The sequence below is a fragment of the Pseudomonas sp. 21LCFQ02 genome (assembly GCF_024129895.2).
Taxonomy (GTDB): Bacteria; Pseudomonadota; Gammaproteobacteria; order Pseudomonadales; family Pseudomonadaceae; genus Aquipseudomonas.
Map to the genome: position 1 here is coordinate 6,017,127 of NZ_CM178749.1, position 15,059 is coordinate 6,032,185.

The window sequence follows — 15,059 nt, forward strand, 5'->3', positions numbered from 1 at the left end:
TTAGAGCCTCCCAGATTAAGGAGGTGGTTCACGCCTGGCGGGTTTGTTAGTTTGGGGCTTTGCGAGGATCTATCCAGATGAAGCTTCTCAACACCTCGGCAGTCCGCGAGGTCGCCCATCAAGCCATTAGTCGGCGCCTGAACCTCAAGCAGAGCCAGACCGAATTCTGGTCAAGGTTCGGCATCAGCCAGGCCTGCGCCAGCCGCATCGAGTGCACCAGCCAGGTCCCCGCGCCGGTTTACATTCTGCTTCGCCTTTACCTCAGCGGGCGCCTGCAAGAAAGCGACCTGGCGCAAACCCCACGCCAGTCAGGGCGTGATCAATTTCTGCTGAATGGCTCGCAGCACCGCCATCTGCCGAGAACTGACCTGGAACTTGCGGCGGATGTTCTTGAAATGAAAGTCGATCGCTGAGGTGGTACAGGACAGGATCATCGAGATTTCCCAGGTCGTCTTGCCGGCAGCGCTCCATTGCAGCACCTCTTTTTCCCGCGCCGTCAGATGCACCGGCGCATTGTGTTCGGCCTGAGCCCTGAGCACCCATTCAATGGCGTAATCACGCAACATGGTTGCCATCGGCAACGACTGCAGCATGGTCACGCCAGCCTGGGCACCCTTCTCATCAGGCTTGAGGCAAAGCATGCCAGCCTCGCCTCTGGGGCCGTGCAGGGGCAACGCCAGCCCCTGTTCGAGCCCGTACATCGTCGCCTCCTCAAAGAACGCTGACTCCGACGGCAGCCGATAATTTTCACGCTTCCAGATCAGCGGCCGGTTCGAACCCAGACAGTGATGAACAATCGGGTCGACAGCCATATAGGACTGAGCATCGTACTGGGTCCGCCAAGCGACCGGGTAGTCAGTGTGAATCAGCACTTGCTGGCCAGCGGCGGCGACGCCTGGCTTGAGGCCTACCAGAAAATTCGAGTAACCCAGCTTGAGCGTCAACGTCTTGAGACTCGCCAGCCAGTTCTCATAACGCTCTGTCTCACAGAGCTGTATCAGTTCATCAATTGCCAGCATGGCCACTCTCCCACCCTGGTGCCACCTTTTACCCGGTGCACCATCCCGAGATGGTACGCGAGCGGATCAATCCATTCACTGAAACCATAGACAAAATAGTGATATGGCTTTTTGAAATCAATCCACGGCATGTACAAGTTGCCAAGACATTCAGAAACCAAAACACACTACAACCCCCCTCATCCGGGAGCTAGCCGTTTGCGCAACGCCCCTGTTAACTAAGCCGGTTTGAACAAGCTGGCCTGGTTACGACCGCGAGCCGGCGCTGCCTTGCCAAGACTCGCCATTGATCTGCCGAACCTGCAATGCCACCACACCTCGACGCTGCACACCGACCCAACTTGTGGCCGACGAACCAACTGATCCGGCGCCAATACCCGACGCTGTCTTTCAGCTGATCCTCAAGGAGACCCACGAGTGCTTCAGCAGCAGTTCTTGAACGTGGCGACCCGCCACCCAGACCACCCGGCAGTTGTCGATCGCCACGGCAACATCCGTACCTATGCTGATCTGCTTCAGGACATAGAAGCCTTGCGCGCCCGCCTGCACGCGGTCGGCTTGCGTAACGGCGATGTGGTGGTAACGCAGCTGGGCAACAGCACCGGCTATGTCGCGCTACTGTTCGCCATGGCCAGCCTGGAGCTGGTGCACTGCCCGATAAGCCTGGCCTGCAGCACGGCGTACCGGGCCAAACGCCTGAAACAGGTGCATGCCGCCGTGCTGGTCACAGAATACGGCACCATGCCCGCTGGCACCCAGGTTCCCAGTTTCGCCCTGCGCAGCCAGCCACCTGCCACCCTGCAAGCGCCTGCCCACCAGCAACAGACCGGCTTGATGCGCATGCAGGAGACCCCTGGCGCACTCCGGCTCGCGTTATGGCGCCAGGAGCATCTGCATCGGGAGATCCTGCACTGGGTCGAATCCGCAGAGCTCGACGCCAGCGCACGCTATCTGAACATCCATAGCCTTGATAGCCGCCATGCCACGGACCTGCATGTGTTCCCGGCGCTTTTGACCGGCGCGACATTATATTTAGGCGAGGCCGCGAACGTCGAAGAGACCCTGCGCACTCTCGACCAACAGCGCATCACCGTGATGAGTGCATTGCCGTCACACTATCTGGCCCTGGCACAGGCCGCCGAACAGACTGGTATCCGCTTGCCAGCACTGGCCATGCCATTGTGTGAAGACCCTTATCTGGATGAGCAGATCCTGCTGCAAGCCGAGCGCTGCCTGGGCATTCATATCAAGCGGATTTACGGCTGCGCTGAATTCGGCATGATCCTCGCCGACTTCAGCCCCGGTCTGCAGCTCGAAAGTGGCATGCGCCCGCTGGGCAACGTTGAAGTGACACTGACCGCCATCGACCCAGCGTACCCCGACATCGGCGAGATCAGCGCCCGCTGCGCCCATCATGGATCAGGCTACTACCCGCTTGCGAGCGATGCGAGAGAGGATGATGTTCACGCCTGTGGCGACATCGCCCGTCGACTTGATGACGGCAGCCTGATCTTGATGGGCCGGGCCACTGATGCCCTGCTCAGCACACAAGGCATCCAGTTCACGCCCGCCATCGAGCGACATATTGCGCAGACACTGATGCCGGAGTGCGTCGTGGTCATGGTAGACGAGCACGACCGTCGCCGCGCCTGTGTCGCTGTCCAGGCCAGTGCCACTGCGGCTGACCAGCAGCAGAAGGCACTGCGCGGCCTGCTCGACAGACTGGGCATCAGCGCAACCATCACGGTGCTCGACAAAATGCCGCTGACAACCTCCGGCAAGCCAGATCGTACACGCCTGCGCCGGCAACTCGGCACCCAAAGTACGGGTAATGACAGAATTCCGCTTTTGAAATCAATGACTTGAAACCGTGCCTGTCATTGACTTCAGATAGCCCCCCCCCGTCACAGGCCAGCCAAGACGCCTTTCCCATCCGTTAATTGTCGCGATCGATGGCATAGGCTGCCCACGCCTGGCGTGCCGGGACTACTTCGAGACGATTGATGTTGATATGCGACGGCAGGCTGCACACATAAAAAATCTGCTCGGCAATGTCCTCAGCAGTCAATGGCGTAGTACTGCCATACAGCGCATCGCTGGCAGCCTGATTGCCGTTGGTTCGCACCAGGGTAAACTCGGTTTCGGCAATTCCTGGCGCAATGTCGGTGACCCGCACACCAGTGGCGATCAGGTCGCAGCGCAGGTTATAGCTGAACTGTTTGACGAACGCCTTACTGGCACCATACACATGCCCGCCCGGGTAAGGCCATTCGCCCGCCACCGAGCCGATATTGATGATGCTCGCGCCCTGGCCGGTTTCCAGCAGTTTGGGCAGCACGGCATGGGTGACATTGACCAGCCCGGTGATGTTGGTGTCGATCATGGTGTGCCAATCTTGCAGCGCCACCGTCTGCGCGGGCTGCGGCGCCAGTGCCAGACCTGCGTTGTTGACCAGTGCGTCGATGCGCGCAAAAGCGGGCGGTAACTGCGCGACGGCATGCGCTACAGCCTCGGCGTCGCTCACATCGAGTTGCGCGATATGCACCGGCACGCTTGCGCCCAGTTCGTCCTGCAGCGCCAGCAGCCGCTCAACGCGTCGCCCGGTCAGGATCAGCGACCACCCGGCAGCGGCGAAACGCCGCGCAGTCGCGCGACCGAAGCCGGACGTAGCGCCGGTAATAAAAACGACTTTGCTCATGACATTCTCAGTCTGGTTAAGGGTCAGCAACTGGCTTGCAGTTCGTGATACTGCCGATTGAAATAGATCAGGCTGTGCGCCTGCGCGGTACTGTGGATCGCCAGCACTTCACAGATGAGCACATCGTGGGTGCCGACCGCGGTGATCTGCTGCAGCCGGCAATCGAAAGAGACACTGGCCTGTTGCATCACCGGCGAGCCAGAAACGCCGCTCTGCCATGTCGCTGCCGCGAAACGCTCCTCCATCGAGGTCTTGCCACCGAACAGGTTGGAAATATCCTGCTGCCCGGCGCCCAACACGTTCACGCACAGCACCGCGTTGCGTTTGAAGGTTTCGTACACTGAGGCGCTGCGGTTGAGGCACACCAGCAGGCTCGGCGGCTCATCGCTGACGCTGCACACCGCAGATGCGGTAAAGCCGGCCCGGCCGCCAGGACCATCGGTGGTGATGATGTTAACGGCAGCACCGAGGCGCGCCATGGCGCTGCGGAACTCGGCTTTACCGGGCGCCGAGTGCTCAATGGCGTGCGACGCACTGAAGGTTGCAAGGCTGCTAGACATGATGGGTTACCAGATTGAAGTTGATTTCAGAGCAACTGACAGGCGTCGTCGAAGGCCAGCCGTGGCAGGCGGTCGTACAGTTTTTCCGGGTTGCCGTGGCCGAGGTTGACGATGAAGTTGGCCGTCCAGGTGCTACCGGCAAAGAACTCGGCATCGACCTTTTGGGCATCGAAGCCTGACAAAGCGCCAACATCCAGCCCCAACGAGCGAGCCGCCATGATCAAGTAGGCCCCCTGCAGCGAGCCGTTACGAAATGCGGTCTCATGCGCGGCTTCAGGGCTGTGGGTAAACCAGCTCTTGGCGTCGGCGTGCGCAAACAGTGTCGGCAGGTGCTCGTAGAAGGCACGGTCCCAGGCAACGATCACGCTGACCGGAGCGGTCATGGTTTTCTCCAGATTGCCCTTGGACAAAGCAGGTGCCAGACGCTCCTTGGCGGCCGCGCTACGCAGAAACACGAAGCGACCGGGCGAACAGTTGGCCGAAGTGGGCGCCATTTTCAGCAGGTCATAGAGTTGACGCAGGACATCGTCATCAATGCGCTGATCGCTCCAGCCATTGTGGGTACGGGCTGCGCTGAACAGGGTAGCCAGCGCGGCATCATTCAAAGCTTGGCTCATGTACGCTCCCCGGATTGGGCCTCAAGAAACGCCAACAACTGTTCGTTGAACACGCTGGCGGCAGTGATGTTGTGGGCGTGCGCGCCCTGCTCGACGATATGCAGGCGTGCATTGGGCAAGCCTTGGGCAAGCTGTTGCGAACAGGTCCAGGGCACCAGTACATCGTCTCTGGCCGCCGACACCAGCGTGGCAACGTTGATCCCGGCCAACCGCTCACTGATATCGAACCGGCGAAGCGCCGCAATGCGCGCCTTCATGGTGGCGACCTCAGGAAAGCCGGCAAAGGCATGCTCCACTTCGGCTTGCACTGTCTCGGCGTTGGCCGCACACCAACTGGCCGGGTACAGGAAGATCGGCTGCGCCTCGACGTAAGCGCGCGGGCCAACCGCATCCAGCAACGCCAGACGCGCCTCGAAGCAGCGCGCCGAATGCGGGTTGGGCGCCGCCCAGGCATTGATCAGGGTCAGGCTGCGCAGCCGCTCAGGGAAATCCAGCGCCAGTTGCAGCCCGGCCAGCCCGCCCAGTGCATGGCCGATCAAGTGGCATTCGCCGGTCTGCGTGATGTCAAGCAGGTCGCGAATATCCAGGGCCATATCGGCAATACGGTAATCCTGCGCCAACGTCTGACGACTGCGCCCGGTGCCGCGCTGGTCGTAGGCGATGACCTTATAGCCGGCGGCTACCAGCCGTGGAACCAGCGCCGACCAGTAGCCCGCTGCGCCACCCAGTCCGGATGACAGCAGCACCGCAGGCCCATCGGCAGGTCCGTGCACATCAAAGTGCAGGGCCGTACTCACTGGGCGTTACCTGCAGGCGCTTTGCCAATATGAGCGATGCTGGCGATCTCGATCAGGGCATCGGCTTTGACCAGGCCGGTCTGCACGCAATAGCGCGCCGGTTTTTCACCGGGAAAGAATTCGGCATACACGCTGTTGATAGCCGCATAGTCTTCCCAGTTTTTCAGGAAAACGTGGTTGAACGTGATGTCATCCATGGTGCCGCCCGCTGTTTCGACAACACCCTTGATGATGTTCAGGACATGCCGGGTCTGCGCCGCAGCATCACCGACGTGCACCACGTTGTTCTCGCTGTCGAATGGCAGGGTGCCCGATACATAAAGAATGCCGTCGGCCAGTGTGCCGGGGACGAAAGGGGCGAGCGGTTTGCCGGTGCCTGGCGGAGTGATGACTTGTTTGGGCATGGGAGTAACCTCATAAGTTAAAAACGAGAAGAGCGACCTGACGATCAGTGCGCCGCGATGCTGGTGATGAAGTCATCTACGGTGGAAACCCAGCCGAAGAAGCTTTCGATGTTGTAAACCGTGCTGGCCTGTATGGGCGCGCCGCCCAGCTCATGGGTGGCGTCGTGGAGCATTACGCCGAAGTACTCAAGGTGAAAGGCATCGCGCAGGGTGCTTTCAACGCAGACATTGGTAGCGATCCCGGTGAAGACCAGATTGCGGATGCCCCGGGCACGCAAGGTGCTGTCCAGGCTGCTGTTGAAGAAACCGCTGTAGCGCGGCTTTGGCACCACGATGTCGCCCGGTTGCGGCGCGAGCGCGTCGACGATCTGATAGTCCCAACCGCCCTTGGCGAGAAAGCGCCCCTGCAGGTGCGGATTTTTACGCATGGTTTTCAGGGCGTTGGACTTGTACCAGTTCGGCGAACCGGGGCCGCCGGCCTCCAAGTAGTCGCTGTCCCAACCGTTCTGCAGATAGATCACGCAGATCCCGGCCGCCCGCGCCGCAGCGATGGCCTCGCCGGTCTTGGCAATGACGCTTTGGGCACCGGAAATATCGAAGCCGGCCGAGTCAACATAACCACCGACACTGGCGTAGGCGTTTTGCATGTCAACCACGATCAACGCCGTATTGGTTTGATGCAGGTACAGAGGCTCCGGGCGCGCCGGCAGCACGATCGGCGCACCGGCGCCCGGCACCTCGGCGATACCCGCCGGGATGGTCGACGTGATGGTCAGGTTCTTGGCAGTGCTCATGATGCAACCCCGACAGCTGCGGGTTGGGAGTCGGCCTGGCTGGGCACCGGCGTGGCCACCTCGATACGGCTTTTCATCAGCGGCTGGATGCGCTGCCCAAAGGCTTCAACGCCTGCGATAAAGTCGTCGAAGGTCAGCAACACGCCTTCGGTGCCCTCCACTTCGGCCACTTCGTCGAGCATGCGCGCAACGTTGGCGTAAGAGCCCACCAGGGTGCCCATATTGATATTGACGGCATTGGTCCGATCGGCCATTTGACGCACATTGGTGTCAGCTCCGGAGGTTTTGTCGACCGCACCTTGCGCGCCCAACCAGGCGACCGCCTCTTCATCGACGCCAGCCTTGTAGTGCTCCCACTTGGCGCGGGCGGCCTCGTCGGTCTCATCGGCGATGACCATCATCAGCACGAAGGTAGTGACGTCACGACCGGTTTCACGGCTCGCCTCAATCAGCTTCTGCGCGGCGGGGGCAAAGGCCTTGGGCGTGTTGATGCCCTTGCCGAAACAGAAGTTGTGGTCGGCATGCTGCGCCGAAAAGGCCATGCCAGCGTCGCTTTGCCCGGCACAGATCACTTTCATGTTGGCCTGCGGCTGGGGGCTGACGCGGCAGTCGTCCATCTGGAAGTGCGCGCCCTTGAAATCGGATTTACCGGTGCCCCACAGGTCACGCAGTACCTGGGTATATTCAGAGAGGTATTCGTAGCGATTGGAAAAGAACTCATCCCCAGGCCACATGCCCATCTGCGAGTACTCGGGGCGCTGCCAGCCGGTGACCAGGTTAACGCCGAAGCGGCCGTTGGAAATCGAGTCGATGGTCGCCGCCATGCGCGCGATGATCGCCGGCGGCATGACCAGCGAAGGGGCGGTGGCGAAAAGTTGGATACGGCTGGTGACCGCCGCCAGGCCCGCCATCAGGGTGAACGACTCCAGGTTGTGATCCCAGAACTCGGTTTTGCCACCGAAACCGCGCAGCTTGATCATCGACAAGGCGAAGTCGAAACCATAGTGCTCGGCCGCCAACGTGATCTGTTTGTTCAGTTCGAACGTTGGTTTGTACTGAGGAGCGTTTTCGGAAATCAGCCAGCCGTTGTTGCCGATCGGGATAAAGATACCCACCTTCATAAGCTTCTCCACTCGCCGTGCACATCCCCATTGGATGCGGGTCGAAAGAAGCTTTGCATGCGTCATGCCATTTATTTTTTGTTGTTTTTTATCAATTACTTAGATAAAAAAATGATTCATTAGCAGACCAAATGGTCTGTTTTGAACCGTTTGAATTTTAAAAGCTGCCCGATATTGATGCGCAGCGAGCCAGCATGGGGCACCGAAGGCTTGGCACCTGACATCCGTCAATAACACAGGCATTAGCGCCACAGGCTGGCGATGCCAGATCTGCCCTCACGAGCAAGCCTGATACAATCGCCGCTCGATTCGCTGGGTGGTTGAGATCGTGAAAAGCAAATCCGTCGAAAACGTGGCTGCCGCTGGCAAGACACTGAAAAAGGCTGCCGCCAAAAAGGTCACCGGCAAAACCAAAAAGCCTGCTGCCGGGGTAAAGACCACCGTGGCGCGCAGCATGAGTGCGAAATCGGAACAGCGCCGCCAGGCGCAGATAAAGAACAAGCGCGAGTCGATCATTCACGCAGCGCTGGAGCTGTTTTCCCGGTTCGGCATGCACGGCACCAGCCTTGACCAGGTCGCCGCAGCAGCGGACGTGTCCAAGACCAATTTGCTCTACTACTTTTCCAGTAAGGAAGAGCTGTACACCAATGTGCTGCAGCATCTGCTGGAGATCTGGCTGTTGCCGCTCAAGGGCTTCGATGTCCAACAGCAGCCGATGGACGCCATCGGGGACTACATCCGCGCCAAGCTTGAGCTGTCTCGCGACCACCCCGCCGAGTCGAAACTGTTCTGCATGGAGATCATGCAAGGCGCCCCGCTGATAAAGGCGCAGCTCGAACAACAGCTACGGCAGATGGTCGAGAACAAGGCCGCAGTGATTCAGAGCTGGATCGAAGCAGGCAAACTGGCGCCGCTGGACCCTTATCACCTGATCTTCTCGATCTGGAGCACGACTCAGCACTACGCCGACTTCAGCACTCAGATACAAGCCATTACGGGCAAAACACTGGCGGACCCGGTGTTCTTTGAAGAGGTTTTGCATAACCTGCAGAACTTGCTCTGCCACGGCATTCGCCCCCGCCCTGACACTGAGCGCTGATCCAAACAACTGGAGCAGCCCGAAAGACTGCTCCTTAAGCCTCAGCACTTCGCCGCTTCACCGCCCGCCCCCGCCTCAACGCCTTATTACGTCCCTGCGGCTCACGCCCGGCGGTCCTGCCTGGCGATTGTGTCGCCCGCTTCTCGTGCGCCGCGCACAAACTAAGTGCTCTAAATCAGACCATATGATCCGTTTTCATCGCATTCGATTTGTAACCTACTGTTAATAAAAGACTTATTTTTAATGGCACGGAAGCTGCTGTTGGCCATACCGCGCTGAGCCAGAGGGCCCGCCGGCTCAGCCTTGTGCTGTTAATCATTCGCCTATCAGCAGGAAAACGACTTATGTTCAGGAATGTTTTGCAGAGTACTGTGTGTGCGGCCGTTCTGTTTGCCAGCGCCATCGGGCTGGCACAGGCCGAGGGGCTAACGCTCAAGGCACCGGCGAAGATCGCCATGGTGTATATCAGCCCGCGTAACGACGGCGGCTGGACGCAAGCCTTCGATGAGGCCCGGCAAAAACTGGAAAAAGAACTCGACCAGAAGATTCAGTTCGTAGAGAGCGTGCCTGAAAATGCTGCGGCCATCACTCCGGTCGTTGACCGGCTGATCGCCCGGGGCGCCAACATCATTGTCGGCACAGCCTTCGGCTACTCCGATACCTTTCTGGAACTGGCCCGCAAATACCCTGACGTCGCCTTCCTCAATGGCTCAGGCACGACCAACGCAGCCAACCTTGAATCGTTCTATGGGCGCACCTATGAAAGCCAATACCTGTGCGGTATGGCTGCCGCAGCAGCGTCCAAGTCCGGCAAGCTGGGCTTTGTCGCCGCCAACCCCTTCGGCCAGGTGAACTGGACGGTCAACGCCTTCGAGTTGGGTGCCCAGCAGATCAACCCGCAAGCTACCGTCAATGTGGTCTATACCGGCGCCTGGAACGACCCGGTCAAGGAGCGCGCCGCGACCATGGCGCTGATCGACAACGGTGCAGACGTCATCGGGCAACACGTCGACAGCCCGACGCCGCAGTTGGTCGCCCAGGAGCGTGGTGTGCACGGCACCGGCTATCACCGTGACCTCAGTGAGTTTGCGCCAAAGGCAACTGTCTGCTCGTCGATGTGGGTCTGGGAGCGCTTCCTGGCGCCGGAACTGAAAAAAGTCATGGCCGGTAACTGGCAGCCCTCGGCCAACGGTGCACTGCTGTCGATGCAGCAAGGTGGCACTGATATCAGTCTGACCGACGCCCCGATCATTTCTGCTACTGATCGGGCGAAGATCGAGGCCGCCCGCGCCGAGTTGCTCGCCGGGACCAAAGTCCTCTACAGCGGCCCGCTGAGTGATCGTGACGGCAAAGAGCGCATCGCCGCCGGCAAAGTCATGCCTGACGCCGAGCTGTGGAAAATGGACTGGTTCGTCAACGGCGTGAAGACTCAGCAATGAGACAGGTCAACGCGCTACAACTGACCGGCATCAACAAGTCTTTCGACGGTTTCCAGGCCTTGAGTGACGCGCACTTCAGCGCCGCATGGGGCGAGGTCCACGCATTGCTGGGGGAGAATGGCGCTGGCAAATCATCATTGATGAACATTGCCGCCGGCCTGTATGCACCGGAAACCGGCAGCCTGCTGGTGGATGACAACCTGGTGCGGCTCAGCGGTCCAAAGGATGCCAGCCGCTACCGGATCGGCATGGTCCATCAGCACTTCAAGCTGGTGAAGCCATTCACGGTGGCGCAGAACATCCTGCTCGGCCTGCCCGCCGAGCCGCAACAGGGCCACTATGGCAAGCGCCTGAAACGGCTGGAAGAGCAGATCAGCGCCAAGGCAGCCGATCTGGGCTTTGTGCTCGACCCACGCCAGCCGGTGGAACAACTGTCGGTGGCCGAACAGCAGCGCGTGGAAATTCTCAAGGTGCTGCTCGCCGGCGCGCGCATTCTGATTCTCGATGAACCCACCGCCGTGCTCACTGATGTGGAAGCCGAACGACTGCTCACGACCGTGCAAGCGTTCGCCCGACAAGGCGCCGCCGTGGTGCTGGTGACCCACAAGATGACCGATGTGAAGCGCTTTGCTGATCGGGTGACGGTGATGCGCGGCGGCAAAACCATTCAGACCCTCGATCCCCGGAGCGTCAGCATCGAAGAGCTGGTGCGCCTGACCGTGGGTGAGGCTAGCCAGGCCGGTTATCAGGCAGGTCCACCAGCCGGACCGGTGCGGGTGCATGTGCGTGACCTGCGCAGCCCGCCCGGTAGCGGGCCGCTGGCGGGGGTGAACATGAGCCTGCGCGCCGGGCAGATCTACGGCATTGCCGGGGTGGGTGGCAACGGTCAGAGCGAGCTGGCAAATGCCCTGATGGGCCTGCCCCAGCCGACCGAAGGCGAGATTCACCTGGAGGGTTTCGGTGATCTGCGCGGCGCCAGCGCCGAGCAGCGCCGCACCCTGCGCATCGCCTGTATTCCGGCTGACCGCTACGGCGCCGCCTTGGCGGGTTCATTGAGCGTGGTCGAGAACTTTGCCATCGGTCAGGTTCATGCTGGGCGCTACGGCTCGTTCCTGCGCCTGCTCGGCAAGCGTATGCGCAGCGATGCGCAAGCAGCGGTGAGCGGGTTCGATGTGCAAGGCGTGCGCAGCCTGGACCAGGGTGCTGCCCTGCTCTCCGGCGGCAACGCGCAGAAGCTGGTGATTGCCCGCGAGTTCAGCCGCGACCCGCAACTGGTGGTGGTGCACAGCCCCAGCCGTGGCCTGGATGTGCGTGCCACCCAAGCCGTGCATGGCCGCTTGCGTGCCGCCCGTGATGCTGGCGCCGCCGTACTGGTAATAAGTGAAGACCTCGATGAAGTCCTGACGCTGGCCGACCGAATTGGCGTGATGAACGGCGGGCGCATTGTCGCCGAGTTCGCACACCCCGCCGACCGCCAGGCCATCGGTAAAGCAATGGTGAGCCATGACTGATACCACGCTGCCTCAATCCACAGCACGCCCACGTCAGCCGCTGTTCTGCCGACGCTATGCTCTGGAAACCCGCCAGCAGATGACCTGGCACCAGCAAGCGCTGGTGATCGGCCTGGCGCTGCTACTGGGTCTGACCATCTGCGCGTTGATCCTGATCAGTGCCGGTGTTCCAGCGGGGGAACTGCTCAACGAGTTTGTTGTGCAGACCCTGCTCGATGCCCAGAACCTGCGTGCCGTGTTGTTCCAGGCGGCGCCGATGATCATGGTCGGCCTGGCCGGCTGCATGGCCTTTCGCGCACGGTTCTGGAACCTTGGCCTGGAAGGCCAGATGATCTGGGGCGCGATTGGCGCCACGGCGATTTCACTGTTCGACATCGGCCCGCAGGTCCTGCGTCTGCCGCTGATGATGCTCGCAGCCATGCTGTGCGCGATGCTCTGGACCCTGGGCCCGGTGCTGCTGAAGCTGCACCTGAAGGTCAATGAGATCATCTCGACACTGATGCTCAACTACATCGCGGCCAACTTCCTGCTGCATCTGGTGTACGGCAGTTGGAAAGACCCGCGTGACAACTTTCCCTACTCACCGCCCCTGCAGAGTTTCGAGCGCCTCCCCGACTTTATCGCCGGCTATAACGTGGCCATTCTCATGGCACTGGTCATCACCGCCTTCACCCTGTGGTTCATCGGCATCTCCCGCGCTGGTCTGTACCTGCGCTTCGTCGATGCCAATCCGCGGGTGGCCGCAGCGGTTGGTGTACCGGTGCGCAAGATGATCATCGCCACCGTGCTGCTGTCTGGCGCCCTGGCCGGCATCGCCGGATGGGTGGTCACGGCAGGCCAGGAAGGTCGGCTGACCCAGTCGTTCTATCAGGGCTACGGCTTCTCGGGTGTGCTAATCGCCTTTCTGGCACGTAACAACCCCGTGGCGGCAACCGTGGTGGCGCTGTTGATTGCCCTGCTGTTCGTCGCCGGGCGCAACTTGCAGGTGTTCTACCAGATCCCCTTTTCGATGGTGCAGTTGATTCAGGCGATTCTGGTGATCTGCGTGGCGTGCTCGGACTTTTTCATTCGCCATCGCTTGCGGCGTATTCAGGCTGGAGACTGCTGATGGAACTGTTGACTCACTGGCTCGGCAACGCGCCGGATTTCGCGGTGCCTTTCGCCCTGGCGGCGCTGGGTTTGATCCTCACCGAACGCGCCGGCGTACTGGCATTAGGCGCCGAAGGGTTAATGCTGGTCGGCGCCCTGGCCGGAATCGGCATGCAACTGGGCCTGGGCCTGGCCGGCCTGTCACTGCTGGTCGCGATGCTGGCCGCCAGTGTCGTCTCGTTACTGTTCGCCGTAATGGTGCTGGTGCTGCGGATCAATCAGGTCATCGCCGGGCTGGCGCTGGTGTTCTTCTGCCAAGGCCTGACCGGGCTGACAGGCACCGTACTGGGCTGGACCAACCGACCGGTCAGCGGCCTGCACAGCATTGAACTGTGGCCACTTTCCGAGTTGCCGGTGATGGGCAAGGTCTTCGTGCAAAACCCGCTGGTGTATCTGACTGTGCTGATTTTCATCGCCGTGGTGTGGTTTCTGCAGCGTACTCAGACCGGCCTGCGTCTGCGCGCTGTTGGCGAAAACCCACAGGCTGCCGATGCGGCCGGCATTCCAGTGCTGACCTATCGGCTGGCGGCGATTGTCGCGGGGGCGGCACTGATCGGCCTGGCCGGTGCTTATATCGCGGTGTTGAGCACCAAGATGTGGATTGCCGACATGACCGGCGGGCGTGGCTGGATTGCCGTGTCACTGGTGATTTTTGCGCGCTGGTCGCCTTGGCGTGCCCTGGCCGGCGCGTTGCTGTTCGGTGCCATCGAAGCCCTGATTCCACAACTGGCCGCTGCCGGCGTGCAGTTGCCGCAGTACTTTCTGCTGATGACCCCTTATGCAGTCACCCTGCTGGTGATGATCTGGGTCGCCATCAGCAGCGGTGAACAGGCCAGCCAGCCTGGCGCACTGGGCGAGCCCTATATACGCGAACAACGACGCTGAGGCGTCATGCCTTGGTACTTATTAACGTTTAAAAATTTCACTGCAGCCCATAACAAAAAACTTGCATACACGGTCACGACCGTCGGCGCACTGCGCGCCGCGGTGCGTGCCGCGATGATTGCATTGGAACTGCCGCGCGACACACACAACAACTTAGAACCCTGATCCCGAAGTTCCGGAGCACACTTAATGAACTACAGCGCTACTTCCCTGATGTTGGCAGGCGGTCTCCTTGTGGCCGGTCAAAGCATGGCCGGTGATCTTTTACAGTGGCAGGACAATAGCCTGACTTATCTGAACGGTATCGATTTCAAAGTCGACCCGACCAAGCAGCAGACCCTGACCTTTGAGCATGCCAGCGGTTGGAGTTTCGGCGACCTGTTCCTGTTTGTCGACGTCACCAAGTACAACGGCAAAGCCACTAACGCGGCCAGTGACGGTCACACCTTTTACGGTGAAATCAGCCCGCGCCTGTCGCTGGGCAAGATCACCGGAACCCACCTGTCGTTCGGGCCGATCAAGGATGTGCTGCTGGCGGCCACCTATGAGTTTGGCGAAGATGGCGCTAAAAACTATTTGCTCGGCCCTGCGGTGGACCTGAACATTCCCGGCTTCGATTACTTCCAGTTAAACACCTACTACCGCGAACGCGACGGCAAGCGTGACGGCAGCGGCGTCTGGCAGATCACGCCGGTGTGGAGCTATACCGTCCCGGTGGGTAACTCCGAGCTGGTCCTCGACGGTTTCATGGACTGGGTGGTCGACAACGACAAGAGCTACCACGCCAACCTGCACTTCAACCCGCAGGTCAAATACGACTTGGCCAAGGGACTCGGGTTCGGCAAGAAGTTCTATGTGGGTGTCGAATACGACTACTGGAGCGACAAGTACGGAATCAAAGACAGCCAGGTGTTTGCGACTGACCAGAGCGCGATCAGCTTGCTGCTAAAGGCGCACTTCTAAAGA

The 15,059-nt window shown here is 60.4% G+C and carries 17 protein-coding genes; 9 read left to right on the forward strand and 8 right to left on the reverse strand.

Annotated features, from left to right (window positions below; all coding sequences use genetic code 11):
- Positions 1–77 precede the first annotated feature (77 nt).
- A complete protein-coding gene (locus NJC40_RS27215; protein WP_373568455.1) occupies positions 78–413 on the forward strand; it encodes a hypothetical protein in 336 nt (111 codons plus the stop codon).
- On the opposite strand, the gene NJC40_RS27220 is transcribed toward NJC40_RS27215, so the two are convergent.
- Entirely contained in the window at positions 309–1,019 is a 711-nt protein-coding gene (locus NJC40_RS27220; RefSeq protein WP_253115111.1) for a LuxR family transcriptional regulator, read from the reverse strand. The two genes, NJC40_RS27215 and NJC40_RS27220, sit on opposite strands and share 105 nt — an antisense overlap.
- Before the next feature lie 417 nt (positions 1,020–1,436).
- Here NJC40_RS27220 and NJC40_RS27225 point away from each other — a divergent pair, with 417 nt between their 5' ends.
- Positions 1,437–2,885, forward strand: coding sequence for a class I adenylate-forming enzyme family protein (locus NJC40_RS27225; RefSeq protein ID WP_253140713.1), 1,449 nt, complete (start codon positions 1,437–1,439; stop codon positions 2,883–2,885).
- Between the two features lie 70 nt (positions 2,886–2,955).
- On the opposite strand, the gene NJC40_RS27230 is transcribed toward NJC40_RS27225, so the two are convergent.
- From NJC40_RS27230 to rutA, 7 genes are read right to left on the reverse strand one after another with little or no spacing between them, the layout of a single operon-like run.
- Positions 2,956–3,717: an SDR family NAD(P)-dependent oxidoreductase gene (locus NJC40_RS27230; RefSeq protein ID WP_045481890.1), complete on the reverse strand. Its 762-nt coding sequence runs from the start codon at positions 3,715–3,717 to the stop codon at positions 2,956–2,958.
- Positions 3,718–3,740: 23 nt separating this feature from the next.
- Positions 3,741–4,277 carry an NADH-dependent FMN reductase RutF gene (rutF, locus tag NJC40_RS27235; protein ID WP_173426678.1) on the reverse strand — a complete coding sequence of 179 codons (537 nt, stop codon included), beginning with the start codon at positions 4,275–4,277 and terminating at the stop codon, positions 3,741–3,743.
- A 26-nt stretch (positions 4,278–4,303) separates the two neighbouring features.
- Positions 4,304–4,894: a malonic semialdehyde reductase gene (locus NJC40_RS27240; protein WP_045481897.1), complete on the reverse strand. Its 591-nt coding sequence runs from the start codon at positions 4,892–4,894 to the stop codon at positions 4,304–4,306.
- Positions 4,891–5,691 (reverse strand): pyrimidine utilization protein D, encoded by an 801-nt coding sequence (gene rutD, locus NJC40_RS27245; RefSeq protein WP_045481900.1) that lies wholly within the window; start codon positions 5,689–5,691, stop codon positions 4,891–4,893. The genes NJC40_RS27240 and rutD overlap by 4 nt, the downstream gene beginning before the upstream one ends.
- Positions 5,688–6,095 (reverse strand): pyrimidine utilization protein C, encoded by a 408-nt coding sequence (gene rutC / locus NJC40_RS27250; protein ID WP_045481903.1) that lies wholly within the window; start codon positions 6,093–6,095, stop codon positions 5,688–5,690. Before rutC ends, rutD begins: the two co-directional genes overlap by 4 nt.
- A gap of 44 nt (positions 6,096–6,139) precedes the next feature.
- A complete protein-coding gene (rutB, locus tag NJC40_RS27255; RefSeq protein ID WP_492180430.1) occupies positions 6,140–6,889 on the reverse strand; it encodes a pyrimidine utilization protein B in 750 nt (249 codons plus the stop codon).
- Positions 6,886–8,010 (reverse strand): pyrimidine utilization protein A, encoded by a 1,125-nt coding sequence (gene rutA, locus NJC40_RS27260; protein WP_253140712.1) that lies wholly within the window; start codon positions 8,008–8,010, stop codon positions 6,886–6,888. The genes rutB and rutA overlap by 4 nt, the downstream gene beginning before the upstream one ends.
- Positions 8,011–8,464: 454 nt before the next feature.
- On the opposite strand from rutA, the gene rutR reads away from it, so the two are divergent.
- From rutR to NJC40_RS27295, 7 genes are all read left to right on the forward strand, one after another.
- Positions 8,465–9,109, forward strand: coding sequence for an HTH-type transcriptional regulator RutR (gene rutR / locus NJC40_RS27265; protein ID WP_084710191.1), 645 nt, complete (start codon positions 8,465–8,467; stop codon positions 9,107–9,109).
- Between the two features lie 344 nt (positions 9,110–9,453).
- On the forward strand, positions 9,454–10,548 hold the full coding sequence (locus tag NJC40_RS27270) for a BMP family ABC transporter substrate-binding protein (RefSeq protein ID WP_045481909.1): 1,095 nt from the start codon (positions 9,454–9,456) through the stop codon (positions 10,546–10,548).
- On the forward strand, positions 10,545–12,059 hold the full coding sequence (locus tag NJC40_RS27275) for an ABC transporter ATP-binding protein (protein ID WP_045481912.1): 1,515 nt from the start codon (positions 10,545–10,547) through the stop codon (positions 12,057–12,059). The genes NJC40_RS27270 and NJC40_RS27275 overlap by 4 nt, the downstream gene beginning before the upstream one ends.
- Positions 12,052–13,167 (forward strand): ABC transporter permease, encoded by a 1,116-nt coding sequence (locus NJC40_RS27280; protein WP_253140711.1) that lies wholly within the window; start codon positions 12,052–12,054, stop codon positions 13,165–13,167. Before NJC40_RS27275 ends, NJC40_RS27280 begins: the two co-directional genes overlap by 8 nt.
- Complete coding sequence (locus NJC40_RS27285; protein ID WP_253140710.1) at positions 13,167–14,093, forward strand: ABC transporter permease; 927 nt, start codon at positions 13,167–13,169, stop codon at positions 14,091–14,093. The genes NJC40_RS27280 and NJC40_RS27285 overlap by 1 nt, the downstream gene beginning before the upstream one ends.
- Before the next feature lie 6 nt (positions 14,094–14,099).
- Positions 14,100–14,258, forward strand: coding sequence for a hypothetical protein (locus NJC40_RS27290; protein WP_253115103.1), 159 nt, complete (start codon positions 14,100–14,102; stop codon positions 14,256–14,258).
- Positions 14,259–14,282: 24 nt separating this feature from the next.
- Positions 14,283–15,056, forward strand: coding sequence for an outer membrane protein OmpK (locus NJC40_RS27295; protein WP_253140709.1), 774 nt, complete (start codon positions 14,283–14,285; stop codon positions 15,054–15,056).
- The last annotated feature ends 3 nt before the right edge of the window (positions 15,057–15,059 follow it).